Annotated in this window: 18 protein-coding genes; 6 read left to right on the top strand and 12 right to left on the bottom strand. The window is 64.9% G+C overall.

The window, feature by feature from the left end; all coding sequences use genetic code 11:
• Window positions 1-5 precede the first annotated feature (5 nt).
• Both JMY28_RS07280 and gloA read right to left on the bottom strand, forming a co-directional pair.
• Entirely contained in the window at window positions 6-1,358 is a 1,353-nt protein-coding gene (locus tag JMY28_RS07280; protein ID WP_201695252.1) for an undecaprenyl-phosphate glucose phosphotransferase, read from the bottom strand.
• 745 nt (window positions 1,359-2,103) lie between these two features.
• Entirely contained in the window at window positions 2,104-2,487 is a 384-nt protein-coding gene (gene gloA / locus JMY28_RS07275; protein WP_201695251.1) for a lactoylglutathione lyase, read from the bottom strand.
• A gap of 154 nt (window positions 2,488-2,641) precedes the next feature.
• Between gloA and panE the strand changes: the two genes are divergently transcribed.
• On the top strand, window positions 2,642-3,592 hold the full coding sequence (gene panE / locus JMY28_RS07270) for a 2-dehydropantoate 2-reductase (RefSeq protein WP_201695250.1): 951 nt from the start codon (window positions 2,642-2,644) through the stop codon (window positions 3,590-3,592).
• Window positions 3,593-3,623: 31 nt separating this feature from the next.
• Here the strand turns inward: panE and rsmA are convergent, their stop codons facing one another.
• From rsmA to JMY28_RS07250, 4 genes are all read right to left on the bottom strand, one after another.
• Window positions 3,624-4,451: a 16S rRNA (adenine(1518)-N(6)/adenine(1519)-N(6))-dimethyltransferase RsmA gene (gene rsmA / locus JMY28_RS07265; protein WP_201695249.1), complete on the bottom strand. Its 828-nt coding sequence runs from the start codon at window positions 4,449-4,451 to the stop codon at window positions 3,624-3,626.
• A gap of 15 nt (window positions 4,452-4,466) precedes the next feature.
• A complete protein-coding gene (gene pdxA, locus JMY28_RS07260) occupies window positions 4,467-5,489 on the bottom strand; it encodes a 4-hydroxythreonine-4-phosphate dehydrogenase PdxA (RefSeq protein WP_201695248.1) in 1,023 nt (340 codons plus the stop codon).
• A gap of 24 nt (window positions 5,490-5,513) precedes the next feature.
• Window positions 5,514-6,881, bottom strand: a complete 1,368-nt coding sequence (locus tag JMY28_RS07255) for a peptidylprolyl isomerase (protein WP_236596748.1) — start codon at window positions 6,879-6,881, stop codon at window positions 5,514-5,516.
• A gap of 101 nt (window positions 6,882-6,982) precedes the next feature.
• Window positions 6,983-9,367, bottom strand: a complete 2,385-nt coding sequence (locus JMY28_RS07250; RefSeq protein ID WP_201695246.1) for an LPS-assembly protein LptD — start codon at window positions 9,365-9,367, stop codon at window positions 6,983-6,985.
• Between JMY28_RS07250 and JMY28_RS07245 the strand changes: the two genes are divergently transcribed.
• From JMY28_RS07245 to murU, 3 genes are all read left to right on the top strand, one after another.
• Window positions 9,297-9,596, top strand: coding sequence for a hypothetical protein (locus JMY28_RS07245; protein WP_201695618.1), 300 nt, complete (start codon window positions 9,297-9,299; stop codon window positions 9,594-9,596). The two genes, JMY28_RS07250 and JMY28_RS07245, sit on opposite strands and share 71 nt — an antisense overlap.
• Window positions 9,597-9,613: 17 nt before the next feature.
• A complete protein-coding gene (locus JMY28_RS07240) occupies window positions 9,614-10,687 on the top strand; it encodes an aminoglycoside phosphotransferase family protein (RefSeq protein ID WP_201695245.1) in 1,074 nt (357 codons plus the stop codon).
• Between the two features lie 62 nt (window positions 10,688-10,749).
• Entirely contained in the window at window positions 10,750-11,460 is a 711-nt protein-coding gene (gene murU, locus JMY28_RS07235) for an N-acetylmuramate alpha-1-phosphate uridylyltransferase MurU (protein WP_201695596.1), read from the top strand.
• 30 nt (window positions 11,461-11,490) lie between these two features.
• Here murU and JMY28_RS07230 read toward each other — a convergent pair whose 3' ends face one another.
• On the bottom strand, window positions 11,491-13,413 hold the full coding sequence (locus JMY28_RS07230) for an ABCB family ABC transporter ATP-binding protein/permease (protein ID WP_201695244.1): 1,923 nt from the start codon (window positions 13,411-13,413) through the stop codon (window positions 11,491-11,493).
• Between the two features lie 295 nt (window positions 13,414-13,708).
• Between JMY28_RS07230 and JMY28_RS07225 the strand changes: the two genes are divergently transcribed.
• A complete protein-coding gene (locus JMY28_RS07225; RefSeq protein WP_201695243.1) occupies window positions 13,709-14,104 on the top strand; it encodes an acyl-CoA thioesterase in 396 nt (131 codons plus the stop codon).
• 57 nt (window positions 14,105-14,161) lie between these two features.
• Here JMY28_RS07225 and JMY28_RS07220 read toward each other — a convergent pair whose 3' ends face one another.
• A complete protein-coding gene (locus tag JMY28_RS07220; RefSeq protein ID WP_236596747.1) occupies window positions 14,162-17,749 on the bottom strand; it encodes an EAL domain-containing protein in 3,588 nt (1,195 codons plus the stop codon).
• Between the two features lie 270 nt (window positions 17,750-18,019).
• Entirely contained in the window at window positions 18,020-18,502 is a 483-nt protein-coding gene (locus tag JMY28_RS07215) for a nitrate reductase associated protein (protein ID WP_201695242.1), read from the bottom strand.
• A 172-nt stretch (window positions 18,503-18,674) separates the two neighbouring features.
• Between JMY28_RS07215 and fdhD the strand changes: the two genes are divergently transcribed.
• Window positions 18,675-19,532: a formate dehydrogenase accessory sulfurtransferase FdhD gene (gene fdhD, locus JMY28_RS07210; RefSeq protein WP_201695594.1), complete on the top strand. Its 858-nt coding sequence runs from the start codon at window positions 18,675-18,677 to the stop codon at window positions 19,530-19,532.
• Window positions 19,533-19,547: 15 nt separating this feature from the next.
• Here fdhD and JMY28_RS07205 read toward each other — a convergent pair whose 3' ends face one another.
• From JMY28_RS07205 to JMY28_RS07195, 3 genes are all read right to left on the bottom strand, one after another.
• Window positions 19,548-20,318: an enoyl-CoA hydratase gene (locus JMY28_RS07205; protein WP_201695241.1), complete on the bottom strand. Its 771-nt coding sequence runs from the start codon at window positions 20,316-20,318 to the stop codon at window positions 19,548-19,550.
• Between the two features lie 132 nt (window positions 20,319-20,450).
• Window positions 20,451-21,650 carry an acetyl-CoA C-acyltransferase gene (locus tag JMY28_RS07200; RefSeq protein WP_201695240.1) on the bottom strand — a complete coding sequence of 400 codons (1,200 nt, stop codon included), beginning with the start codon at window positions 21,648-21,650 and terminating at the stop codon, window positions 20,451-20,453.
• Between the two features lie 34 nt (window positions 21,651-21,684).
• The gene (locus tag JMY28_RS07195; RefSeq protein ID WP_201695239.1) at window positions 21,685-24,126 is read right to left on the bottom strand and encodes a 3-hydroxyacyl-CoA dehydrogenase/enoyl-CoA hydratase family protein; all 2,442 of its coding nucleotides are present in this window, start codon (window positions 24,124-24,126) and stop codon (window positions 21,685-21,687) included.
• Between the last annotated feature and the right edge of the window lie 18 nt (window positions 24,127-24,144).

The following is a 24,144-nucleotide window of genomic DNA, read 5'->3' as shown; positions in this document are numbered from 1 at the left end:
GCTATTCAATACGCGTTGCGATGTACCAGTCCCTTGAACATCGTTGCGACCACGATGCGCATGTCGAGCCAGAAGGACCAGTTGCTGAGGTAATAGAGATCGTGTTCGACGCGGCCCCGCATCTTCTCGACAGAATCCGTTTCGCCGCGAAAGCCGTTCACCTGAGCCCAGCCTGTAATTCCCGGCTTGATGCGATAGCGGTGGACATAGTCGTCCACGATGTTTTGATAGAGGGCGTCATGTTCGATGGCGTGTGGGCGCGGCCCGACTACCGACATTTCGCCCCGCAGTACGTTTAAGAATTGCGGTAGCTCGTCTAGACTCGTGCGGCGCAGGAAAGCGCCAACGAGCGTAATACGGGGATCGTTGCGGGTTGCCTGCTTGACTACGCCGTGCGCCGTTTCATGCGCCCGCATGCTGCGAAACTTGTATATGTTGAAGACCTTGCCGTTCGCACCTTTGCGCCGTTGCGTGAAGAGCACCGGCCCCGGCGAAGAAAGCTTCACGGCTAGCGCAATGATGAAAAGCACCGGAGCCAGCCCGAATACAGCCAGCAGCGCAAACACGCGATCGAAAATATCCTTCGAAACGAGTGCGTCCGACGAAAGCGGTGAGCCCACGAGGTTGATCGCAGACGTGCCGTCGAGGTTGACCATTTCGCCTTCGAAAAGCGCCAGGCCACTGACATCTGGAACGAAACGGATGTTGACGAGGTCGTTGCGAAACAAGTCGATGAATTCGAGAATCGTGTTCTCTTCCGAGAGCGGCAGCGCGAGCCAGACTTCCACGACGTGATAACGGCGCACGAAATCGGCAAACCCTTCCCTGTCGCGAAACGCCGGCACGACGCCAGGCGCCGCGGCAATCTCCGGGCCGGTGTCGAAGATGGTCGACACGGCGTAGATTGAGTTCGGTGTTGTTTCGACCTTGCGCAGGAGGTGGCGGCAGTGCGCCCCACTGCCAACGATCGCGACGGCACGTGTGCGTGCGCCCTGCTCCGCCCGCCGCAGACAAAGGCTGCGTTCGACGATCCGGCAAATCACCAGGCTCAACCCGGAGAGGTACATCCACCGCGTGAACCAATCGCCCGCCGGACGATACGGGTCCAGCAGAATGATCGCGACCAGCAACGCTACTACGAGAGCGAGCACCACCGCGACAAAAGGCGCGCAAACGCAGTGCCAGAGGATGTTGCTGCGAACGGTCTGATACAGACCGAAGAGCGGGAAGAGGAATACCGACGCCAATAGCGCGAACGCGACAAGCGCGTTGTCATAGCCAGGTTGAGCCGCTGTCGCCTCTAGCCGCAAGGCGGCGGACGCGCACACTGTGATCACAACAATGTCCAGCAAACGCATCAGTGCGCCAGAACGGCGTCTTGATGTGGCGCGATGGCCTTGAGCGGGCAGATGCATTGAGTTATCCACGAATGAATTGATTTGCGCGTCCCAGCGGACGTGGGACGTCAACGCTGGCGCGCACCAATCGCCGCCAGTTGCTGCAGGTTCATTCGTGAAACGTCCAGCCACGTCGCGGATCCACCGGGGATAAGAGACGGATTACGCGAAAATTGGTTGCTTCCCTGCACGCTGAACTCCCTCGCTCAATGAATTCGAAGACGCTCGCGCGGATAAGCAGCTCCCGCGCTTGCCAGCCTAAAGGTGGATACCCCGCGCACCACCTTTCGCGTGGGGGCGCCTCGCCGAGTCCGTTTCTTGCATATTGACAGGGGAGAAAGTTTCGACCGCCGCTACTTCCGCGTATATAGGAAGAGTCCGAAATGGACCCATAGGAGAGTGCGTCACGGTATCCCGCCAATCTCAAATCCGCCAAGAATAAGCAACTGGCTGCGTGCTACTCAGGCTTTTGATATCGCATAATTTGCAGTGCAAATTATTTGTATCGATATATTTCACTCTGAAAAAAGATGTGAATTCGATCACAAACAATTGTCTCGATCGAGATAAAACGGATGGGTACTCAATTCACACAACTCGTCCAGTATTTTCTTTTTAATTTTTGGACATTTGTTACTTCCACTTAAAGCTGAACGAGCTTTAAACGGCGGCGCCGGAGGATTCTGACGCCGCCCTACCAACTCCCCTACTTCCTCTGAATAAACTCGATCTTGTACCCATCCGGATCGGTCACGAACGCGATCACCGTGGTCCCATGCTTCATCGGGCCAGCCTCGCGCACCACCGTGCCGCCCTGCTCCTTGATCTTCGCACAAGCCGCATAGGCGTCCGCCACTTCAACCGCCAGATGGCCGAAGCCAGTCCCAAGATCGTAGGAAGCCGTATCCCAGTTGTGCGTAAGCTCGATCACGGTGCCGTCGCGCTCGTCCGTGTACCCGACGAAGGCCAGCGTGAACTTGCCATCGGGGTAGTCTTCGCGGCGCAGCAGTTTCATGCCGAGCAGTTCGGTATAGAACTTGATCGAGCGATCGAGGTCGCCGACCCGGATCATCGTGTGCAGCAGGCGCATTGTGTACTCCGTTTTGCCGTCGTCAAAAAACGGACTGTACCAAAAACGCGCCGGCCCTGCCGACGCCGGCAAGATGCGCCGATTTGCTCTAGCATGAACGCCATCCCGGAATTGCCTCGGCAATTTCGCTAAACGCAAGCAATGAGGAGTAGACATGCGAATTCTGGTAGTCGGCGCGGGTGCGACGGGCGGCTATTTCGGCGGCCGGCTCGGCGCTGCCGGGCGTGACGTGACGTTTCTGGTACGCGAGGCGCGCGCCACGCAATTGCGCGAAGCAGGCCTCGTCATCCACAGCCCGGCAGGCGATCTCAAGCTGCGCGACGTGAAGACCGTCACGCGCGAAGCGCTCGAGTCGCAAGGCGGGCAACCGTTCGATCTCGTGTTGCTGAGCTGTAAGGCCTACGACCTCGACAACGCCATCGATTCGTTCGCCGCGGCCGTCGGCCCGAACACGCTGATCCTGCCGCTGCTCAACGGCATGCGCCATCTCGAAGTCCTGCAGGCGCACTTCGGCACGCAGGCGGTACTAGGCGGCGTGTGCCTGATCGCGTCCACGCTCAACGAGAAACGCGAGATCGTGCATCTGAACGACGTGCAGGCCATCACGTTCGGCGAACTCGGCGGCGGCGTCTCGCCGCGCGTGCAAGCCGTGGCGGATCAGTTCGGCAATGCCGGTTTCCACGTGAAGGCGAGCGATCACATCCTTCAGGAGATGTGGGAGAAGTGGGTGTTTCTCGCGTCGCTCGCGGGCAGCACGTGTCTTTTCCGTGCGCCCGTTGGCGTGATTCTCTCCACGCCCGACGGCGCCACGATCATCGAGCGTCTCTTCGCCGAATGCCGCGCGATCGCAGCCGAACACGGCCACGCCGTACGCGACAGCTTCCTCGAGCGTTCGCGCGCGATGCTGTTCGCCAAGGGTTCGTCGCTCACCGCCTCGATGTTGCGCGACGTGCAAAACGGTTCGCGTATCGAGGCCGATCACGTTCTCGGCGACCTGATCCGGCGCGGCGGAGCGGTACAGCACGGATCGAGCGAGCTTTCGGTGCTGCGCGTCGTCCATAGCCAGCTCAAGGCCTACGAGGCGCAGCGCACCGAAGCCGCCTGAGCGACGGCTAACGCACCGGCAACGCGGCGCATCAAGCGCCGCCTGCCCCTTCCAGCGCCTGCGCAAGACTCACATATTCCTCAACGGGCACTTCCTCGGCGCGGCGAGCCAGATCGAAGCCGAGCGCGTCGAAGTCGAGGCGCTCACGGTAATCACTGAGCGTATTGCGCAGCATCTTGCGGCGCTGCGAGAAGGCGGCCGTCACGAGTTCGCCGAGTACGGCGTCGTTCACCTTCGGCAGTTCGTGCGGTGCGTAGGGAATCATGCGCACGATCGCGGAATCCACCTTGGGCGGCGGCTGGAACGATTCGGGCGGCACGTCGATCAGCTTGTCGATCACGTAGCGGTACTGGAGCATCACCGTGAGACGGCCGAACGCCTTGCTGCCGGGCTCCGCCACCATACGCTCGACCACTTCGTTCTGCAGCATGAAGTGCTGGTCGATCACCCGCTCGGCGAACGTGGTCAGATGAAACAGCAGCGGGCTCGAAATGTTGTACGGCAGGTTGCCGACAATGCGCAGCGAAGGCTTCTCGCCCGGCGCCGCGAGCGAGCCGAAGTCGAACGCGAGCGCGTCGCCCGCGTGGAGTTCGAGCAGCCGGCCGAACTTCTTCGTGAGGCGCGCGATCAGGTCGCGGTCCAGCTCGACCGCGTGCAACGGCGATTCAGGCGTGGCGAGGCGCTCGATGAGCGGCTCGGTGAGCGCGCCCAAGCCCGGCCCGATCTCGACCATGCGCTCGCCGCGCTGCGGGCGAATGACGTCGACGATCGAATCGATCACGCCCGTGTCGACGAGGAAGTTCTGGCCGAAGCGCTTGCGCGCGAAGTGGCCTTGGTGCTGTCTGCTGCTGTTGGACATCTTCTTTAGAATCAATCAGATAGCGCGCCGGTGGCGCGCCATCGAAACGGCGGTGTCGAGGGCGGCGATCAGGCTGCCTGCGTCCGCGCGGCCAGTGCCGGCGAGGTCGAGCGCGGTGCCATGATCGACCGAGGTGCGCACGACCGGCAAGCCGAGCGTGACGTTGATGCCTTCGCCGAACGTCGCGTATTTCAGGACCGGCAGGCCCTGGTCGTGGAACATCGCCAGCACGCAATCCGCGTCCTTGAGGTAGCGCGGCTGGAACAGCGTGTCGGCAGGGTAAGGGCCACGTGCGTCGATACCTTGCGCGGCGGCGGCGGCCAGCGCCGGCGAGATCGTGTCGATTTCCTCGCGCCCCAGGTAGCCATTCTCGCCCGCATGCGGGTTGAGGCCGGTCACCAGAATCCGCGGTACGGGCACACCGAAATGATGACGCAGGTCATGGTCGATGATGCCTAGTGTTTCAACGAGCCCGTCGACGGTAAGCGCCGCCGACACGTCCTTGAGCGGCAAATGCGTCGTGGCGAGCGCCACGCGCAATGGACGCGCGCCGGTCCCCGCCAGCATCATGACCACGCGCGGCGTATGCGTGCGTTCGGCGAGATATTCGGTGTGGCCGGTGAAGGGCACGCCGGCGTCGTTGATGGTGCTCTTTTGCAGCGGCGCCGTGACGATCGCGTCGAATTCGCCCGCCAGTGCACCGTCGATCGCGCGGTCGAGCAGTGCGAGGACATAACGGCCATTGGCGGCGTCGAGCTTGCCAGGCTTTGCTGGCGTCGCGAGTGCGACATGCTCGACCTGCACAGGCTGGTTCGCCAGCACGGCGCCCCAGTCAACGCTCGCGGCCTTCGCGCGCGCTTCTAGCAGCGCGCTGTCGCCGAGCACGACGAACTGCGCGTCGGGCCAGTGGGCCGAGGCGCCCGCCAGCGCGGCGGCGGTCAGCTCGGGGCCGACGCCGGCTGGTTCACCCGTGGTGATGGCGATGCGGATCGGCCCCGCCCTCCGCGGAGCCGGCGACGACGATGCGGAGGCGTTCATGGCTCGATCCCTGGGTGACTGCGCTTAGTTGTGCGGCGGCGTCATGCCCGCGATCTTGTAATCGACGTAGGCGCTGTCGCGCAGCTGCCGCAGCCAGTCGGCGTAAGCCTGCTCCGCCTTGCGCTGGCCGATGGCCTGGCGCGCGAGTTCCATTTGCTGGGCGATCGAGCCTTCGGCGTCGCGGCGGCCCAGCACCTGGATCAGGTGGTAGCCATACTCAGTGCGTACCGGCTCGCTCAACTGGCCGTCCTGCAGCGTGTTCATGGCGCGCTCGAATTCAGGCACGGTTTCGCCCGGGCTGATCCACCCGAGGTCGCCGCCCTGCGAGGCCGAGCCATCCTGCGAGTAGGTGCGTGCGAACTTGGCGAAGTCGCCGCCCGCCGCGATTTCCTGGCGGATTTCGAGCAGCTTCTGGCGCGCCTGGGGTTCGGACATGCCGTCGCCCACACGCAGCAGGATGTGCCGCACGTGCGTTTGCACGAGCTTGGGCGCGTCGGCGGCGGTGCCCTGGCCCTGGCGGCGCTCGACGAGGCGTACGATCTCGAAGCCGTCGCTGGTGCGGATCACCGAGGGGTTCACCTCGCCCGGACGCAGCGTGGAAGCGGCGGTCACGAACTCGGGCGGCAGCTTCGACTGCGCGAGGAAACCCATGTCGCCGCCCTTGCTTGCGTCGCTCGCCTGCGAGTTCGACTTCGCGAGGCTCTCGAACTTGCTACCCGACTGGGCTTCCTTGAGCAGCGCATTGGCCTTCGCCTGCGCGGCTTCGATGTCGGTTTCCGAGGCGTTCAGCGGTGCCTTGATAAAGATGTGCTGGAAGTGCAGATCGTTCGACTGGCCTGCGTTCGGTCCGCGCTGGCTCGCGATGTAGTTCGCGACTTCGGCGTCGGACACCGTGACCTTGCTGTCCACTTCCTTCTCGCGCAGCTTCGAGAGCGTGAGTTCGGTGCGCGCGTCGCGCATGAACGTGGTCCAGGGCACGCCGGCCGCCTCGATGCGCGCGCGATACGTGGCGAGATCCATGCCATTGGCCTGGGCGAGGCGCTCGAGCGTGCGCTGCACGGCGGCGTCGTCGACGGTGATACCGTCTTCCTTGGCCTTCTGGAGCTGGATGCGCTCGAGCACCATCTGGTTGAGCACCTGCGCGCGCAACTGTTCCTCAGGCGGAACCGGTGCGTTTTGCTGCTGCAGCCGGTGAGCAATCATTTCGGCGCGGCTGTCGAGCTCGCGCTGCGTGATCACGCCGTCATTGACGACTGCGGCGATCGTATCGACCGTCTGGCCGTTGCCAGCCGGGAGACCTTGAGCTTGCGCCGGCGCGGCCGGCAACACGCCTGCGACGGCGAAGAGAGTCGCAGCGTACGCTGCCAGGCGAAGCTTTTTCATGATTCCCACAGATACTCCAATGTTGGCGGGCGCGCTTCGCCCGTCTCTATGCAACCGACACCGCGTTGCCCCGAGGCGCCTTGCGCTAGCAAGGCGCTCCGGATCACGCGTTATTGATAATCAGTGAAGCGCGAATCCGGCGGCGCCTGACCCGGCAACTGCGTGTACCCCGGCACTGCGGTTCTGAACGCCGCCACCAGCCCGTTGTCGACGTTCGACAGTCCCTTGAGCGTCAACTGCGCGAGAAACCGCGTTGACGAATTCGGCGTGCCCGACGTATTGAGCCCGTTCGCGTAACGCTGCAGGCCGACCCCGAGCACCCAGCAATCGGCGTCGTACTGCATGCCGACCAGGCCGTCGACGATACGATGGCCGTTCAGATCGTAGTTGAAGCGGCCCACGGCGTACACCCGGTGTGAGAACGGCCATTGAGCCGAGATCAGAATCTGGTTGATCGGCTGGAAATCCAGCGTGGTGTTCGCGCGCGTGTAGCGGTAGGCCACGTTCAGGACGCGGCTCGTTCCCGGGCTGTACCCGAAACCGATGCTCGCCTTCGTGAGCTGGTTGTTGTCGGCATTATATTGGAACGCCGTTTCCGAAGCGAAACCGGCCCCGATTTTCAGGGCGGCGCCCGCAATCAGGTCCGAATGGGTCGCCTGCTCCGTGGTCTCGCCCGGCGTAAGCGTGACGCGCTGATCCTGGAAGTAGTACTGCTGCGCGATCACGAAGCGCGCACGCTCGTCACCCGAAGCCGGGTCGATGAAGCGCGTGGTCAGCGCGGCCGTAATGCGGTTCGCGTCGGCAATACGGTCGTTACCGACGAAGGTGTTCGGCGTGAAGATTTCCGCGAGGCCGAAGTCCGACTCGGCGGTATCGAAAAGGGGCGCGAACTGCTGGTTGCGGTACGGCGTGTACACGTAGTACAGGCGCGGTTCCAGCGTCTGGATGTAATCCTGGCCGAACAGATGGACCGAGCGGTCGAACACGAGGCCCGTGTCGAAGCTGAAGGTCGGAATCGATTCGGTGAAGCTCTTCGGCGTGCCGACGGGCGAACCGAAGGTCGTGCCCGCCGGGCCGATATTGCTCAGGTTGTACGACGCGAAGTGCCACTGAACCTTCGGCGTGACGAAGTAACCCGGCCCCATCAACGAATACGACAGGTACGGATTGAAGACGACGCGATCGCCTTCGGTCGCGTTGTCTTCCGAGATGCGGAAGCGCGAATAGTCGGCTTCCATGCCGTAGTCGAAGCCGCCGACGTTGTACTTCGCGTACTTCACGTTCAACTGCGGCTCGCGGCCATACGGGGGCGTCGACGACTCGACTGCCTGCCAGTGCTGGTAGCGGCCGAGCACGGACCACGGTCCGTTGTTGTACGTGAGGCCGGCTTCCTGCTGGTACAGCGTCTGCGTGCCGTTCAGGAACTGATTGGCCGGAGACGACAGGTCCGACGGATAGGTGTTGTCCGAGACCTTGTTGTAGTAGACATAACCGCCGAACCCGTTGCCGAAGTTCTGGTTGTGCTGGATGAACAGCGCGTAGCGGTTTGTCTTCGTGATCGCGTCGTCCGGCAGGAACGTCCCGGTGATCGATCCCGAGTAATTCGTCGAGAGATACCGGTAGTTACCCTGCAGGAACACGCCACGCTTCGAGATGATCTCGGGCGTGAACGTGAAGTCGCGGTTCGGCGCGATGTTGAAGTAATACGGCAGCGAAATTTCGTAGCCGTTCGTCGAGCTGACCGAGAACGTCGGCGGCAACAGGCCGCTGCGGCGGTCGCCCGAAAGCGGGAACGACAGCCACGGGCTCGCGAAGATCGGCACGTTCTGGAAGAACAGCACAGCGTTGTGCGCGACGCCTTCGTCGCTGCCGGTGTCGAAATCGAACTCGCTGCCCTTGATGTACCAGGCCGGATTGGTCGAGCAGTGGCACGCAGTGTAGGTGCCGGTCGTGAGCACCGAGCGCTCGCTGTCCAGCAGGTCGGCGCGCGCGGCGCTGCCCGAGCCGCCCGTGAGCGTGAAGTGGTACTTCGGCGCGGCCATGAAGCCCTCGTTCGCCTCGACCTTCAAATGCGCCTCGGGCCCCGTGAACGTCGTGCCGGTCTGCACGACCACGACATTGCCGTAGGCATTGGCCATGTCGGTGTCCTGGTCGTAGTGCAGGGCGTCGCCCTTCACCACGTTGGTCCCCTGGCGCAGTTCTGCTGCGCCTTTCACCGCGAGGTCGGTGTCCACCGTGCCGGTCGTCGAATCGCCGAGCACGAAGGTTGCCGGGTGCTGGCCCGACGTGTTGGGGTGATCCTCGAGTTGCGGCGCGAGCCGCAGGCTCAACGGGCCGTCCAGCTGTTGGGGCTGCGCGGCCGCGCCCGAGAGCTGGGCGTGCGCGAGCGCGGGCACCAGACCCGGTACGGCCAGGAGTGCCGCGATGAGCCGCCGCTTGCCCGGCACGCCGTCGTCACTATGGGAGATCGTCTGGAAAAACTGTCTGGGCGGCATGTATGGTTTTGGCGAATCGGCCCGGCCGCCTGCCCTCTCCATGATGGTGGCCCGCCTGAGCACCCGCCTCCCGATGAACCGGATCGAGGCCGGGCTGCAAACAATTAATTACAATTCATCGAACCCTGGAGCGACGATGATTGCGGGAGGCGAACCGTCATGCGGGCTTTGGCGCGAGTCGCGTCAAAAAAGTCGTGGGGTATTATATGGCAAGACGTTGATCCACTGATTTTGCCTCTGGCTTTCATGACCTTTTCCGCAGCGCATTCTCCCGCCACTTCCCCGGCCGCATCGCCGAGCGACAATCGCCGCGACCTGCTCGCCGCCTGGCTCGGCAGCCACGCCGGGCAGTACGCCCTCGACCTCGCAACACTCGCCCCCGCCTCGGCCGACGCGAGCTTTCGGCGCTATTTCCGCCTCGCGAGCGCGGGCGCGCACGGCGCGACGCTGATCGCCGTCGACGCACCGCCGCCCGAAAAAAGCCGCGAGTTCGCCCAGATCGCGCAGATGCTCGAGGTCGCCGGCGTACACGTGCCGCGCGTGCTCGAAGCCGATTTCGACGCGGGCTTCATGCTCGTGACCGATCTCGGCACGGCGCCCTACCTGCAAACGCTGCAGGAAGCCGGCCCCGGCGCGCGCTCGCGTGATCTGATGCGCGACGCCATCGACGCGTTGATCCGCTGGCAGTTGAGTTCGCGGCCAGGCGTGCTGCCGGACTTCGACGAAGCCTTCATGCGCCGCGAGATGGAGCTGATGCCCGAGTGGTATCTGGAGCGCCATCTGGGCCGTAAGGTGGACGAAGCCACGCGCGGCGTACTCGATCGCACCTTCGCGCTGCTCGTGGCGAGCGCCCGCGCGCAGCCGCAAAGCTACATGCTGCGCGACTTCATGCCCCGGAACCTGATGATCGCGACGCCCAACCCCGGCGTGCTCGACTTCCAGGACGCGGTGTATGGCCCGATCACCTATGACGTCGTCTCGCTGCTGCGCGACGCGTTCCTGAGCTGGGACGAAGAGTTCGAGCTCGACTGCTTCGTGCACTACTGGGAGCGCGCAAAGAAGGCGGGGCTGCCTGTCGAGGCCGACTTCGGCGAGTTCTACCGCCAGCTCGAGTGGATGGGTCTGCAGCGCCACATCAAGGTGCTGGGCCTTTTCTGCCGCATCAATTATCGCGACAGCAAACCGCATTACATGGCCGACCTGCCGCGCTTTCTCGGCTACGCGAGCAAGGTCGCGCACCGCTACCGCCCGCTCGCGCCGTTCGCACGGCTCATCGACGAACTGCAGGGCAGCGCCGTCGAAGTCGCTTATACCTTCTGAAACGGGCCGTCATGACCCAATCGAATCACCCGCCGGCCAAGGCGAGCCACGACCGCACCGCCATGATCTTCGCCGCCGGACGCGGCGAACGCATGCGTCCGCTCACCGATACCTGCCCGAAGCCGCTGCTCGCCGTGGGCGGCAAACCGCTTGTCGTGTGGCAGATCGAGCAGCTCGCCGCGGCGGGCTACACGCGCATCGTCATCAACCACGCCTGGCTCGGCGCGCAGATCGAATCCGCGCTCGGTGACGGCGCGCGCTTTGGCGTGAGGCTCCACTATTCGCCCGAGCACGACGCGCTCGAAACGGCGGGGGGAATTGCGCAGGCGCTGCCGCTCATCGAGTCAAACGGCGTGCCCGAAGTGTTCCTCGCGGTAAGCGGCGACGTCTACAGCGCCTACGATTTCGCGCGCCTGAACACGCACGCGCAAGCGCTCGCGGCGCAAGCGCAACCGGGCATGCATCTCGTGATGGTGCCGAACCCGCCGTTCCACCCGAAGGGCGACTTCGCGCTGAGCGATGACGGCCGGCTCGCCCTCGAAGGCGCGCCGCGCTATACGTTCGGCAATATTGGCCTCTATGACACGCGCATGTTCCGCGATCTCGCGCCCGGCACGAAGCGCGCGCTCACACCGTACTATCGCGAGTCCATCGCGCAAGGACACGTGAGCGGCGAGCTATACGAAGGCGTTTGGGAAAACGTCGGCACGCCCGCGCAGCTCAATGCGCTCGACGCCGCGCTGCGAAAGACGACTCCCGCGCACCACGGCTAAAAGCCTGCAAACGCCGGCGCGCGGAGCGCTTCAATTTCCGCCCGCCGCAGGCAACTCCACTTGCCCCGCTTGTTGCCCCGCTCGTGACTGGGGCGCATCGCCCGTCTTCTGCTGCTGAAGCGCCCACATCTGCGCATAGTGTCCGCCCGCGCGCAGCAGTTGCGCATGCGTGCCGCGCTCGACGATGCGCCCGTGATCCATCACGATGATCTGTTGCGCGTGCACGACAGTCGAGAGCCGGTGCGCGATCACGAGCGTCGTGCGCTCGCGCGCGATCTGGTCGAGTTCGTGCTGGATGGCCCGCTCCGAGCGCGAATCGAGCGCAGACGTCGCCTCGTCGAACAGCAAAATCGGCGGATTCTTCAGCAGCGTGCGCGCGATCGCCACGCGCTGTTTCTCGCCGCCCGAAAGCTTGAGACCGCGCTCGCCCACGGACGTGTCGTAGCCCTTGGGCAGACTTTCGATGAACGCATGAATATGCGCTGCGCGCGCCGCCGCGATCACTTCCTCGCGGCTCGCCGTCGGCCGGCCATAGGCGATGTTGTAGTAGATCGAATCGTTGAACAGCACCGTGTCCTGCGGCACGATGCCGATCGAAGCACGCAGCGAATCCTGCGTGACGTCGCGGATATCCTGGCCGTCGATGGTGATCGCGCCACCGCTTTCGCCAGGATCGGCACGATCGAGATCGTAGAACCGGAACAAGAGCCGCGCGAGCGTGGACTTGCCCGAGCCGCTATGCCCGACCACGGCCGTGGTCGTGCCCGCCGCAATCGTGAAGCTCAGGTCGTGCAGAATCTGACGCGACGGCTCATACGCGAAATTCACGTGCGAAAAGCGCACCTCGCCGCCGCGCACCGCAAGCGCCTGCGCGCCGGGCACGTCGGCCACTTCGCGCTCGACAGTGAGCAGCGTGAACATGCGGTCCATGTCGGTGAGACTCTGCTTGAGCTCCCGATACACCACGCCGAGAAAATTCAGCGGAATGTAGAGCTGCAGCATGAACGTGTTGATGAGCACGAGGTCGCCGAGTGTGAGCCGTCCTGCCATCACGCCTTGTGTGGCGCGCCAGAGGATGAACACGAGCCCGGTGCCGATGATCGCCTGCTGCCCGAAGTTGAGCGCGGAAAGCGAGTGCTGCGACTTGATCGCGGCCTGCCGGTAGCGGTGCAGGTTTTCGTCGTAGCGCTTCGTCTCCCACTCTTCGTTGCCGAAGTACTTCACGGTCTCGTAGTTGATGAGCGAATCGATCGCACGCGCGTTGGCGCGCGAATCGAGCTCGTTCATCGTGCGGCGGTAATGCGTGCGCCACTCGGTCACCTTCACCGTGAACACGATGTACGCAACGAGCGCGATGAGCGTGACGATCGCGTAGTACGCCTCGTACTTCACCACGAAAAAGCCGAGCACGAGACCCACCTCCACGAGCGTCGGCAGGATGCTGTAGAGCGAGTAGGAAATGAGCTGCGTGATGCCGCGCGTGCCGCGCTCGATGTCGCGCGACATGCCGCCTGTTTGCCGCTCAAGATGAAAGCGCAGCGAGAGCGCGTGCAGATGGCGGAACACCTTGAGCGCGAGCTGGCGCACGGCGCTCTCGGTCACCTTCGAAAAAAGGATTTCGCGCAGCTCGGTGAAGAGCGATGTCGAGAGGCGCACCACGGCGTAAGCCAACACCAGCAACCCGATGCCGCCCGCGAGCACGATGCCCGGCGCGTGCTCCGCGCGACCGAGCGCGGTGAGATGGCGCACGGAAGCCAGGCCGTCGACGATGTGCTTCATCACGATCGGCACGCCGAGGTTGGCCACCTTTGCGCCGATAAGGCAGGTGAGCGCGAAGCCCACGCGCCATCGGTACGCGGTGAGGTAAGGCAGCAGCGAAACGATCGTCTGCCAGTCGTTGCGCGGCCCGGTGGCGGGCAGTGCGGGTTCGTTGGAAGCGGGAAAGCGGCGCATGGGGCGAGCAGCGAGAAATGTGCGCAATGCGGTGCGCGAAAGTCCGGTTCAAGGACCGGAAGCTGGCGCGGCGCAAGCGGCACGGCGAGTCATGTGGGGGATCGGCGACGGGTTTCGCGAAGGTGGAAGGCTCTAATCGACCCGAGCGCCGCACCTTATGCTTTCCCGTACAATTCCTGATCGACATATTGTCGCAGAAGGCGGCGCGCGCCGCTTAAGCGCGCCACGCCGGCCTCAAGCCCCAAGCCCGCTCCGCAGCGCCGTCCGCCGTTCGATCCCTTTTCATGGAAGCCCGATGAACGACTCCTTCCCGCTCCCCCAAAAATCGCCTGCGCTGCGCGTTGTGCCGCAGCCCTCGGACGCCAACGTTCACGGCGACGTCTTCGGCGGCTGGATCATGGCGCAGGTCGATATTGCCGGTTCGATTCCGGCGAGCCGCCGCGCCAACGGACGCGTCGCGACCGTCGCGGTGAACTCGTTCGTGTTCAAGCAACCGGTGTTCGTCGGCGATCTGCTGAGTTTCTACGCCGAGATCGTCAAGACCGGTAACACCTCGGTGACCGTCGAGGTCGAGGTGTACGCGCAGCGGATGCGCCTTCAGGAGGAGGTCGTGAAGGTGACGGAGGCCACGCTCACCTATGTCGCGACCGGCACGGACCGCCGCCCGCGGCAGCTGCCGCCGATCGAATAACGCAACCGCGAACGCAAAAGCGAACGAATCAGCCCATGCCCGCCCGTTGCGCCGGGCTCAAACCGTCCACGCAAGCCCGGGCGCTTCCTCGTACGTCGCGCTCGCGCGCAACAGTGCCGCGGCCTCTTCGCCAGGTAGCGGCGGCGCGAAGAAGTAACCCTGCAGCTCGTCGCACGCGCGATCGCGCAAGAAGGCGAATTGCGCCGACGTCTCCACCCCTTCCGCGATCACCTGCAGCTGCAACTCGTGCGCAAGCGCGATGATGGCCGCCGTGATCGTTTCGTCGTCGCTGCTCGTGCCGATGTCGGCCACGAACGAGCGGTCGATCTTGAGCCGGTCCACAGGCAAACGCTTCAGGTAACTCAGGCTCGAATAGCCAGTGCCGAAGTCGTCGACGGCAATGCCGATGCCCAGCGCGTGCAGCTCGTTCAACATCGACACGGCCTCTTCGGCATTGCGCATGAGCGTGCTCTCGGTCAGCTCGATTTCGAGCCAGCAGGCTTCCAGCCCGGTTTCCTGCAGCACGTCCTTCACGAGCTGCGCAATGTCGCGCTGGTGGAACGTCTTCGCCGAGAAGTTCACGGAAACGCGCACAGGCGGCAACCCCGCGAGTTGCCACGCCCGGTTCTGGCGGCACGCCTCGCGTAGCACCCAGTCGGAGAGCGGTCCGATCAGGCCGCTTTCCTCCGCCACGGGAATGAACTGCGCAGGCGACACGAGCCCCACCTCGGGGTCGCGCCAGCGCACCAGCGCCTCCATGCCGACGATGCGCCCGCCCTCGATCTCCACCTGCGGCTGGTAGTGCAGCAGAAACTCGCTGTCGCGCAGCGCGCGGCGCAAGCGCCGTTCGAGATTCAGGCGCGCGCCCACGTTCGCGTTCATCTCCGGCTGGAAGAACTGGAACGTGTTGCGGCCCATGTCCTTCGCACGGTACATCGCGACGTCGGCCTTCTTCATGAGCGTTTCGGCGTCGTTGCCGTCCTGCGGGAAGACGCTCGCTCCCATGCTGCAGCCTACGTACAGCTCGGTGCCGTCGATCCACACCGGCTCCGAGATCAGCGCGCGCGCCCGCTCCATCCAGCCGATCAGCGACTTCTCGTCGATGGTGTCGGTGAGCACGATCACGAACTCGTCGCCGCCGTGGCGCGCAACCGTGTCGGTCGTGCGCGTGCAACGCTGAAGCCGCTCGGCCACCACACCCAGCAGACGGTCGCCCACGCTGTGGCCGAGGCTATCGTTGACGTTCTTGAAACCGTCGAGGTCGATGAACACCACGGCCACGCCCGTATCGTGCCGCTGCGCCGCGAGCAGCGCATGCTGAAGCCGGTCGCGCAGCAGGTTACGGTTGGGCAGCAGCGTGAGACTGTCGTAGTTCGCCTGGTATTCGAGCTGCTCCTGATAGCGGATCAGCTCGGTCACGTCGTTGATGATGCCGATGTGATGCGTGATGCGGCCATCGAGATCGGGCACCGGCGCGATCAGCAGTTGGTTCCAGAAGAGCACGCCGTCCTTGCGGTAGTTGCGCAGCACGGCGCTCACTTCGCGATTGGAAAGCAGCGCCTTGCGCACCGCGATGAGGCCGTCCTGATCGCGATCGTCGCGTTGCAGGAGGCGGCAGTCCTGGCCGATCACCTCGGCCGGATCGAAGCCCGTGATGCGGCGAAACGCAGGATTCGCGTACTCGATCAGATTGCTGCCACCCGGACCCGGCGCGGTGATGAGAATGGCGTTGACGCATGCGTCGAGCGCGCGGCTTTGCAGGCGCAGCGCGAGGTCGGCGCGCTTGCTTTCCGTGGTGTCCGAGTACGAGCCGAGCACGCCGATCACGCGGCCGTCGCCGTCGAGCAGCGGCAGCTTGCTCGTGAGCGTCGTGCGGTGCAGGCCGTCGATCGCTAGGTTGTCCTCGTAGTTGATGCGCGGCAGACCCGACTCGATCACCTCGCGATCCTGTTCGCGCATGCCGTCGGCGTAGGCGCGCCACGGCAGGTCGTCGTCGAACTTGCCGATGATCTGCTCGGGATACGAAAGGCCCGCGTCCCGCGCGAAGGTCATGTTGCAGCCGAGATAGCGCGATTGCGCGTCCTTCCAGAAGATGCGCTGCGGGATGTTGTCGATCACCGACTCGAGCATCTGGTTCGAGCGCTGCGCCTCCGCTTCGGCCTTGATCTGCTCGGTGACGTCGTCGGCGAGCACGAACACGGCGTCGCGGCCGAGGAAGGTGAGCGAGTGATGCGAGATGTCGGCGCTGATGATCGAGCCGTCGCGGCGGCGATGGTGCCAGATGCCCGCCATCATGCGCACGTTCTGCGTGAGCATGTCCGAGCGCGTGAGATGCTGCTCGAGCCGCGAGATGTCCTCTGCGGGACGGATGTCGCGGACCGTCATCGCGAGGAACTCTTCCTCGCTGTAGCCGTATTGCTGGATCGCGGCGCTATTCACGGCGAGAAAGCGCAGCGTCTCGCGGTCGAACACGTACATCGGCACCGGATGCGCGTCGAACAGACCCTGAAAGCGCTCGCTGCGCAGGCGCATGCCGCTCACGGCGCGCAGCTTCTCGCGCGCGGCGCTTTCGCGCGCGCCGAACGTGTAGATGAGCAGCGTCGCGCCCGCGAGCATCGTCACGATCAATAGCAACAGGGCGCGGCGGCCCGAGCGCGCCGAGTCGGCGAGCGCGGCGGCGAGCGCCAGATCCTGTGCGCGTTGCAACGCCGCGAGCCGCCCGTCGAGCTGGTCCACGAGGTTGTCAATGCGGATGTATTCGCCGGCGAGCCACGCGGCAGTGGCGGGCGACGGCGCTTCGCCGCCGGTTGTGGGCACAGTGGCGGACACTGCGGCGGGCGAAGGCATGGCCGCGTCCGGCAGCGCAGCGGTCGCCGTGGCGGGATTTGGGGCGCTGTTTGCCGCGCTGTTTACCGTACTGTTTGCACCGAGCGGCGCCACCGTGAGCGTATCCAGCGTCACGGCGCTCGCCGCCACATCCGCCGCGGCGTGCAGCGGCAAGATCGTGCCGGTCACGACATGACCGGCCGTGCGCGCATCTGCGGCGCTCCCGGTTTGAGCCGCCTTCGCGGCGGCGGCGTTGCGGGCGAGCGCCTCGCGCGATCCCCATGGCGCTGCGGGCGAACGTGCGGCATTAGCGGGCATCGCCGTGCCGAATTCCTGGCTGGCCGCGCCGTCAGCCGGCACGGCCTGCGCAGCCGCGGTCCCGTTTGCCGCCACCACGGCAGCCTGTCCGCGCTCGTCAGCCACGCGCTGCTCGGCGCGCGCAAGCGTCACGTCGATCTCGCTCGCAATTGCGGTGGCCTGCCCCGCCAACGCGTCGAAACGGGCTGCGAGGTCGGCACTGCCGGCCAGTTCCGCGCGCAGTGCGCGGCCGCTTTCGTCGAGCATGGCGGCACGCGCGTCGTGCGCGGCAGCCGACTCCGGCTGGCCCTGCACCGCGAAACGGCCCAGCGCACTGACGCCGCTGCCAAGGGCATCGCGATAACGGTCGAGATCGTGACGGATCGTCGCCGCCTGGCTAGCGCGCAGGTCGATCTGGCGCTGACCGTCGATCTGCGTCCACGCGACAAAAGCGTTCGCGCCCACGGCCGCCGCAACGACGGCCAGATTGATGAGTTGGCGCTTCGAAAAAAGAAGGTTCATGAATGCCGAGCGTCGTTCGCGCCCGCGCCGTGAGCGCGGGATGATGGGTCACGACTGCGCGCGACCGGTCGGCGCCTGACGCGCCAACCCGAAATAACGGCACGGCCGGCCTTGTCTTGAGGGTAAATGCGGAGAAAGAAGCGGAAAAAGACGCGCGATGCCCGAGGCAGCCGCGGTTAGCGGGAATCGGGTATGGATCGGCTATGAGCCGGCTATGCGTTGGCTTTGACGCCGAGGCGGCCAGGATCGGCGGGAATCAGCGGCTGGAAATCAGCGCGGCACCGCCAGCCCGAACTCGCGCATCGCCGGCGCGAAGTCGTGATTGCTCTCGGGTTTACGCGCGAGCTTCGCAAGCACATAGCGCTGGAACGGGTCGAGTTGCGCCCAGTCTTCGAGGCCGGGCGCTTGCAGGTTGGCAAGCTCGGACTGAAGCGCAATGCCGCCCGGCACCGCGTTCACGTCGCGCCAGGCCGGCGCTTCTTCGGGCGCGAACCATTCGGGCTCGACGTTCGCATGCGTGCGCATCATCTCGAAGAGCGCGTGGTCGAAATTGGGCTCGATCTGCGTGTCTTCATCGACGGGAAAACACGCCAGCAGCCGACGGTCCTCATAGGGCAGCAATTGCCATTGCGCGAGAGATATGCGCAGACCAAAGCGATCCAGGTTGAAGCGCACGCACATCGGGATATAGGTGAGGTTTTCGGACGAGTCGACCTCGAACCCGAAAAGCAGCGGAGCTTCGTTCAATGCCATGACGGTATCCTCGCGAGGCGGGCAAAGGCGCAGATAAGCGCGGGCGGCCCGCTTGAGGTATTTTAGAACCTTCCGCGCGCGGCGCGGCTCCGCCGTCCCCGGCGGCGCTGCGGTGCCGCGCCGCACAAGGACTGATGGAGTTTTGCGCTTGACGACCCCAACCCGCTCGCCAATGAGCCCGCTAACCCGCGAGCCGATCGCGGCGTCGAATCCCCTGGAATCCGAAGGCCAGTCCGGCGCCGTCGAATTGCGCGTGCATCGGCACCGCGGCGGCACGGTGGAAACGCGTGAGGACCACGTGGGCCAGGAATGGCCCGTCGCGCTCGTGTTCAACGGCATTTCGCACGCAGTCATGATGTGCACGCCGCGCGACCTCGAAGCGTTCGCCGTGGGCTTCGCGATCTCCGAAGGCATTGTCGGGCGCAACGCCGATATCCAGGACATCGAGGTTGACTGGCACGACGAAGCGGATCTTCCACACGCCGAAGTGAACTTGACCGTGGTGCAGCAGGCATTCGTCGAACTCAAGGAAAAGCGCCGCGCGCTCGCCGGGCGCAGCGGCTGCGGCGTGTGCGGCATCGAGAGCATCGACCTGCTCGATCTCGAGCCCGAGCAGGTGCCCGACACCGGCTTCGTCGCGCGACTGGCACCGGACGCCATCGCGCGCGCCGCACGCGAACTGCCGCAGCACCAGGCGCTCACGAAGCTCACTGGCGGGCTGCATGCGGCCGCGTGGTGCGACGAAAACGGCGCGATCCTGCGCGCCTTCGAAGACGTGGGCCGCCACAACGCGCTCGACAAACTCATCGGCCAGCTCGTGATGGAGCGCGCCGACACGCAGCAGGGTTTCGTCTTCCTCTCGAGCCGTGCGAGCTACGAACTGGTGCGCAAGGCCGCGCGCGTGGGCATTCCGATGGTCGCGACGATCTCGGCACCCTCCTCGCTTGCCATCGCCATCGCCAGGCGCGCCGGACTGCGGCTCGTGAGTTTCTGCCGCGAGTCCGGCTATGTCGATTACGAAACCGCCTGAGTTACCAATCGCGGCCTAGTCGAACTGCCGGAAATCCGGCTTGCGCTTTCCGAGGAAAGCCGTGAACGCCTCGCGCGCTTCGGGCGCGAGCAGCATCTTGCCGAAGTGCACGAACTCTTCGCTCATGCGCGTCTTGACCTCGTGGTCGCTCGCGCGCTTCATGAGCGACTTCGTCACGCGCAGCGACGACGCGGGCAACGCCACGAGCTTCGCCAGTTGCCCGGCGACGAACGCGTCGAGTTCAGCAGCCGGCAGCACACGGTTCACGAACCCCATGCGATGCGCTTCCGCCGCGTCGAAGGTCTCGCCGAGCAGCAGCTTTTCCGCCGCGCCCTGATAGCCCGCAATGCGTGGCAGCAAGAGCGACGAAGCCGCCTCGGGGCACAGCCCCAGTTGCGCGAACGGCACGGCGAAGCGCGCGTTGTCCGCAGCGTAGACGATGTCGCAATGCAGCAGCAGCGTCGTGCCGACACCGATCGCCGGCCCTTTCACCGCTGCGACGAGCGGCTTCTCGAAAGTCGAGATGGCGTCGAGAAAGCGGATTACGGGGGAATCGGCGCCGGCGGGCGGGCTCTTCAGGAAGTCTTCGATGTCGTTGCCGGCCGTGAAGATCTCAGTGTGGCCGGTCAGCAGCACCGCGCGTACCGAGGCGTCCTCGTTTGCGCCGGTCAGCGCGTCGGCCATCGCCTGATACATCGCGGGCGTGAGCGCGTTCTTGCGCGCGGGACGGTCGATCGTGATCGTGAGCACGCCGTTTTCGCGTGCCACAAGGATTTCGTTACTCATACGAATGTCTCCTCTGTCGACCGGAGTTGGCGCTTGAGCGCCTTACTCCGGTCCCACCTGGATCTGATACGAAAAACGGTCCGCAAACCGTGAAGTCTGCGAACCGTGTCGATAACGCCTGGGCGCTAATGCTTACAGCCGCTCGATGATGCCCGCAGCACCCATGCCGGTGCCGACGCACATCGTCACCATGCCGTACTTGTAGTTGCGGCGGCGCAGGCCGTGCACGACCGTCGACGCGCGAATCGCGCCCGTCGCGCCGAGCGGGTGGCCCAGCGCAATCGCGCCACCGAGCGGATTGATCTTCGAAGGATCGAGGCCGAGGTCCTGGATCACCGCCAGCGACTGCGCGGCAAACGCTTCGTTCAGCTCGATCCAGTCGAGATCGTCCTGCTTCAGGCCCGCGGCCTTCAGCGCCGCCGGAATCGCTTCCTTCGGACCGATGCCCATGATCTCCGGCGGCACGCCGCGCACCGCGAAGCTCACGAAGCGCGCGAGCGGCGTGAGGTTGAACTGCTTGAGGATCTTTTCGGAGACCACGATCAGCGCGCCCGCGCCATCCGAAGTCTGCGAGCTGTTACCGGCCGTGACCGAGCCCTTGTTCGCGAACACCGCACGCAGCTTCGCGAGACCTTCGAGCGTCGTATCGGCACGCGGGCCTTCGTCCAGTTCGATCAAACGCTCCTTCACCTTCACTTCGCCCGAAGCGAGATCCGGGAAGCGCTCGACGAGCGTGTACGGCGCGATTTCGTCCTTGAACTCGCCCGCCTGTTGCGCGGCGAGCGCGCGGCGATGCGATTCGACCGAGAACGCGTCCTGCGCCTCGCGGCTCACCTTCCAGCGCTCCGCGACCTTCTCGGCGGTCAGGCCCATACCGTAAGCAATGCCAACGTCTTCATTGCGATCGAAGATGTGCGGCGAGAGCGACGGCTTGTTGCCCATCATCGGCACCATGCTCATCGACTCGCAGCCGCCCGCGATCATCGCGTCGGATTCGCCCACGCGGATGCGGTCGGCGGCCATGGCGAGCGCCGTGAGACCCGACGCGCAGAAGCGGTTGACGGTCACGCCGCCCACGCTCTGCGGCAGCCCCGCGAGCAGCGCGCCGATACGCGCCACGTTCAGGCCTTGCTCGGCTTCCGGAATCGCGCAGCCGACAATGGCGTCTTCGATCACGCTCGTGTCGAGCCCGGGCACCTGCGCCACGGCCGACTTGATCGCGTGAACGAGCAACTCGTCCGGGCGGGTGTTCTTGAACACGCCGCGCGGCGCCTTGCCGATGGGGGTGCGGCTCGCGGCGACGATGTAGGCGTCCTGCAACTGTTTGCTCATCTCTTACTCCAGTATCTGGTGTGCGTCGTGCCGCTTAGTTGCGCACCGGCTTGCCGGTTTGCAGCATGCCCATGATGCGCTCCTGCGTCTTCTGCGTGCCGAGCAGATCGACGAAGGCACGGCGCTCGAGCTTGAGCAGCCATTCCTCGTCGACGAGGCTGCCCGCCTCGACGTCGCCGCCGCACACCGCTTCCGCGATGCGACTCGCGATCAGGAAGTCGTGATCGCTGATGAAGCGGCCATCACGCATGTTCACGAGCGATGCCTTGATGGTCGAGATCGCCGAGCGGCCCGCCACCGGAATCTGCGTGGCGCGCAGCGGCGCACGGTAGCCCGCCGCGCTCAGTGCGCGCGCTTCCTTCTTCGCCGTGTCGAGCAGTTCGAACACGTTGAAGACGATGGTGTCCGAAGGCTTCAGATAGCCCATTGCGCGCGCGTCGTGCGCCGAGGCCGAGACCTTCGCCATCGCGGCGTTTTCGAACGACTTCTGCAGGAACCGGAGCAGATCGCTCGGCGCCGCGCCAATCGCCTGCGCGCCTTCGGCTGCGCGAATCGCCGCTTCCTTCAGGCCGCCGCCAGCGGGCACGAGACCCACGCCCACTTCCACGAGGCCGACATAGCTCTCGATGTGCGCCACACGCTTCGCGCTTTGCAGCATGATTTCGCAGCCGCCGCCGAGCGCGATGCCCGACACCGCCGTGATGACCGGCACGTTCGCGTACTTCACGCGCAGCATCGTGTCCTGGAACTTCTTCACGAACGGCTCGATGCCTTTCGCGCCGCCCATCATGAACGCGGGCATCGCCTCTTCGAGGTTCGCGCCAGCCGAGAACGGGCCGCCCGGCGCGCCGAGCTTGAGCGACGTCGGCTGCCAGATCACGAGGCCCTTGTAGCCGTCTTCGGCGATGTCGATGGCCTTCACGAGCGAGTCGAGCAGGCCCGGGCCCATCGTGTTCATCTTGCTCTTGTACGAGACGATGACGACGTCGTCCTCGCCCGCGCGGTCGTCCACCCAGGCGCGCAGGTTTTCGTTCTCGAACAGCGTCTTGCCGTAGGTCTTCGGATCGCGTGCGTTCGTTTCACCGAACAGCGCCGCACGGAACACCTGACGCTCATACACCGGCAGTTTCGAGCGCGGCACGAAGCGCGCTTCAGCGGGCGACCACGAGCCGTCCGCGCCATGCACGCCGCCGTTCGCTGCGACCGGACCTTCGAATACCCAGGCGGGCAGCGGCGCATTCGAAAGCGCCTTGCCTGCGTCGATGTCTTCCTTCACCCACTCGGCCACCTGCTTCCAACCTGCGGCCTGCCAGCCTTCGAACGGGCCTTCGTTCCAGCCGAAGCCCCAGCGGATCGCGAGATCGACGTCGCGCGCGTTGTCCGCGATCGACTGCAGATGCACGCCGATGTAGTGGAACACGTCGCGGAAGATCGACCACAGGAACTGCGCCTGCGGGTGCTGCGTTTCGCGCAGCAGCTTCAGGCGCTCGGCGGCCGGACGCTTGAGAATGCGGCCAACCAGTTCGTCGGCCTTGCCGCCGCCGTCCACGTACTCGCCCGTGTTGGCGTCGAGCACCTTGATTGCCTTGCCTTCCTTGCGATAGAAGCCGCCGCCCGTCTTCTGGCCGAGCGCGCCCTTCGCCACGAGACCCGCGAGCACGGCGGGCGTTTCGTAGACCGGGAAGAACGGATCGTCCTTCAGGTTGTCCTGCATCGTCTTGATGACGTGCGCCATCGTGTCGAGACCCACGACGTCCGCAGTGCGGAACGTCGCCGACTTCGCGCGGCCAAGGCGCGAGCCCGTGAGGTCATCGACTTCGTCGAAACGCAGTCCGAACTTCTTCGCCTCGGCGATCACCGCGAGGATCGAGAACACGCCCACGCGGTTCGCGATGAAGTTCGGCGTGTCTTTCGCGCGCACGACGCCCTTGCCCACCACGCTCGTCAGGAACGATTCGAGCTGGTCGAGGATTTCGGGCTTCGTTTGCGGCGTCGGGATCAGCTCGACGAGGTGCATGTAGCGCGGCGGGTTGAAGAAGTGCACGCCGCAAAAGCGCGCCTTCAACGCATCGTCGAAGCCATGCGAGAGTTCGGTGATGGACAAGCCCGAGGTGTTGGTCGCGAAGATCGCGTTCGGGCCGATGTGCGGCGCGACCTTCTTGTAGAGGTCGTGCTTCCAGTCCATGCGCTCGGCGATCGCCTCGATCACCACGTCGCATTCCGCGAGTTTGGCGATGTCGTCTTCGTAGTTCGCGGGCGTGATGTATTGCGCGTCGTCCTTCACGCCGAACGGCGCGGGCGAGAGCTTCTTGAGCGTCTCGATTGCCTTGAGCGCGACGGCGTTTTTCGGGCCTTCCTTCGCGGGCAGATCGAACAGCAGCACGGGTACGCGGGCGTTGATCAGGTGCGCGGCGATCTGCGCGCCCATCACGCCGGCGCCGAGCACGGCCACCTTGCGAATATTGAGGTTGCTCACGTTGTTCCTCCAGCGGGT

The sequence above is a fragment of the Paraburkholderia hiiakae genome (assembly GCF_904848665.1).
Classification (GTDB): Bacteria; Pseudomonadota; Gammaproteobacteria; order Burkholderiales; family Burkholderiaceae; genus Paraburkholderia; species Paraburkholderia hiiakae.
Note: the sequence above shows the minus strand (reverse complement) of the source record. Positions and strands in the feature narration are given on the sequence as shown.

Excerpts from the sequence above, each read along its gene's own strand:
- JMY28_RS07200 (WP_201695240.1), bottom strand. The coding sequence starts at position 21,650 with ATGAGCAAACAGTTGCAGGACGCCTACATCGTCGCCGCGAGCCGCACC.
- fdhD (WP_201695594.1), top strand. The coding sequence starts at position 18,675 with ATGAGCCCGCTAACCCGCGAGCCGATCGCGGCGTCGAATCCCCTGGAA.
- JMY28_RS07215 (WP_201695242.1), bottom strand. The coding sequence starts at position 18,502 with ATGGCATTGAACGAAGCTCCGCTGCTTTTCGGGTTCGAGGTCGACTCG.
- murU (WP_201695596.1), top strand. The coding sequence starts at position 10,750 with ATGATCTTCGCCGCCGGACGCGGCGAACGCATGCGTCCGCTCACCGAT.
- JMY28_RS07245 (WP_201695618.1), top strand. The coding sequence starts at position 9,297 with ATGAGCCGCCGCTTGCCCGGCACGCCGTCGTCACTATGGGAGATCGTC.
- pdxA (WP_201695248.1), bottom strand. The coding sequence starts at position 5,489 with ATGAACGCCTCCGCATCGTCGTCGCCGGCTCCGCGGAGGGCGGGGCCG.
- JMY28_RS07250 (WP_201695246.1), bottom strand. The coding sequence starts at position 9,367 with ATGCCGCCCAGACAGTTTTTCCAGACGATCTCCCATAGTGACGACGGC.
- rsmA (WP_201695249.1), bottom strand. The coding sequence starts at position 4,451 with ATGTCCAACAGCAGCAGACAGCACCAAGGCCACTTCGCGCGCAAGCGC.
- JMY28_RS07240 (WP_201695245.1), top strand. The coding sequence starts at position 9,614 with ATGACCTTTTCCGCAGCGCATTCTCCCGCCACTTCCCCGGCCGCATCG.
- JMY28_RS07280 (WP_201695252.1), bottom strand. The coding sequence starts at position 1,358 with ATGCGTTTGCTGGACATTGTTGTGATCACAGTGTGCGCGTCCGCCGCC.
- gloA (WP_201695251.1), bottom strand. The coding sequence starts at position 2,487 with ATGCGCCTGCTGCACACGATGATCCGGGTCGGCGACCTCGATCGCTCG.
- JMY28_RS07230 (WP_201695244.1), bottom strand. The coding sequence starts at position 13,413 with ATGCGCCGCTTTCCCGCTTCCAACGAACCCGCACTGCCCGCCACCGGG.
- panE (WP_201695250.1), top strand. The coding sequence starts at position 2,642 with ATGCGAATTCTGGTAGTCGGCGCGGGTGCGACGGGCGGCTATTTCGGC.
- JMY28_RS07225 (WP_201695243.1), top strand. The coding sequence starts at position 13,709 with ATGAACGACTCCTTCCCGCTCCCCCAAAAATCGCCTGCGCTGCGCGTT.
- JMY28_RS07205 (WP_201695241.1), bottom strand. The coding sequence starts at position 20,318 with ATGAGTAACGAAATCCTTGTGGCACGCGAAAACGGCGTGCTCACGATC.
- JMY28_RS07220 (WP_236596747.1), bottom strand. The coding sequence starts at position 17,749 with ATGAACCTTCTTTTTTCGAAGCGCCAACTCATCAATCTGGCCGTCGTT.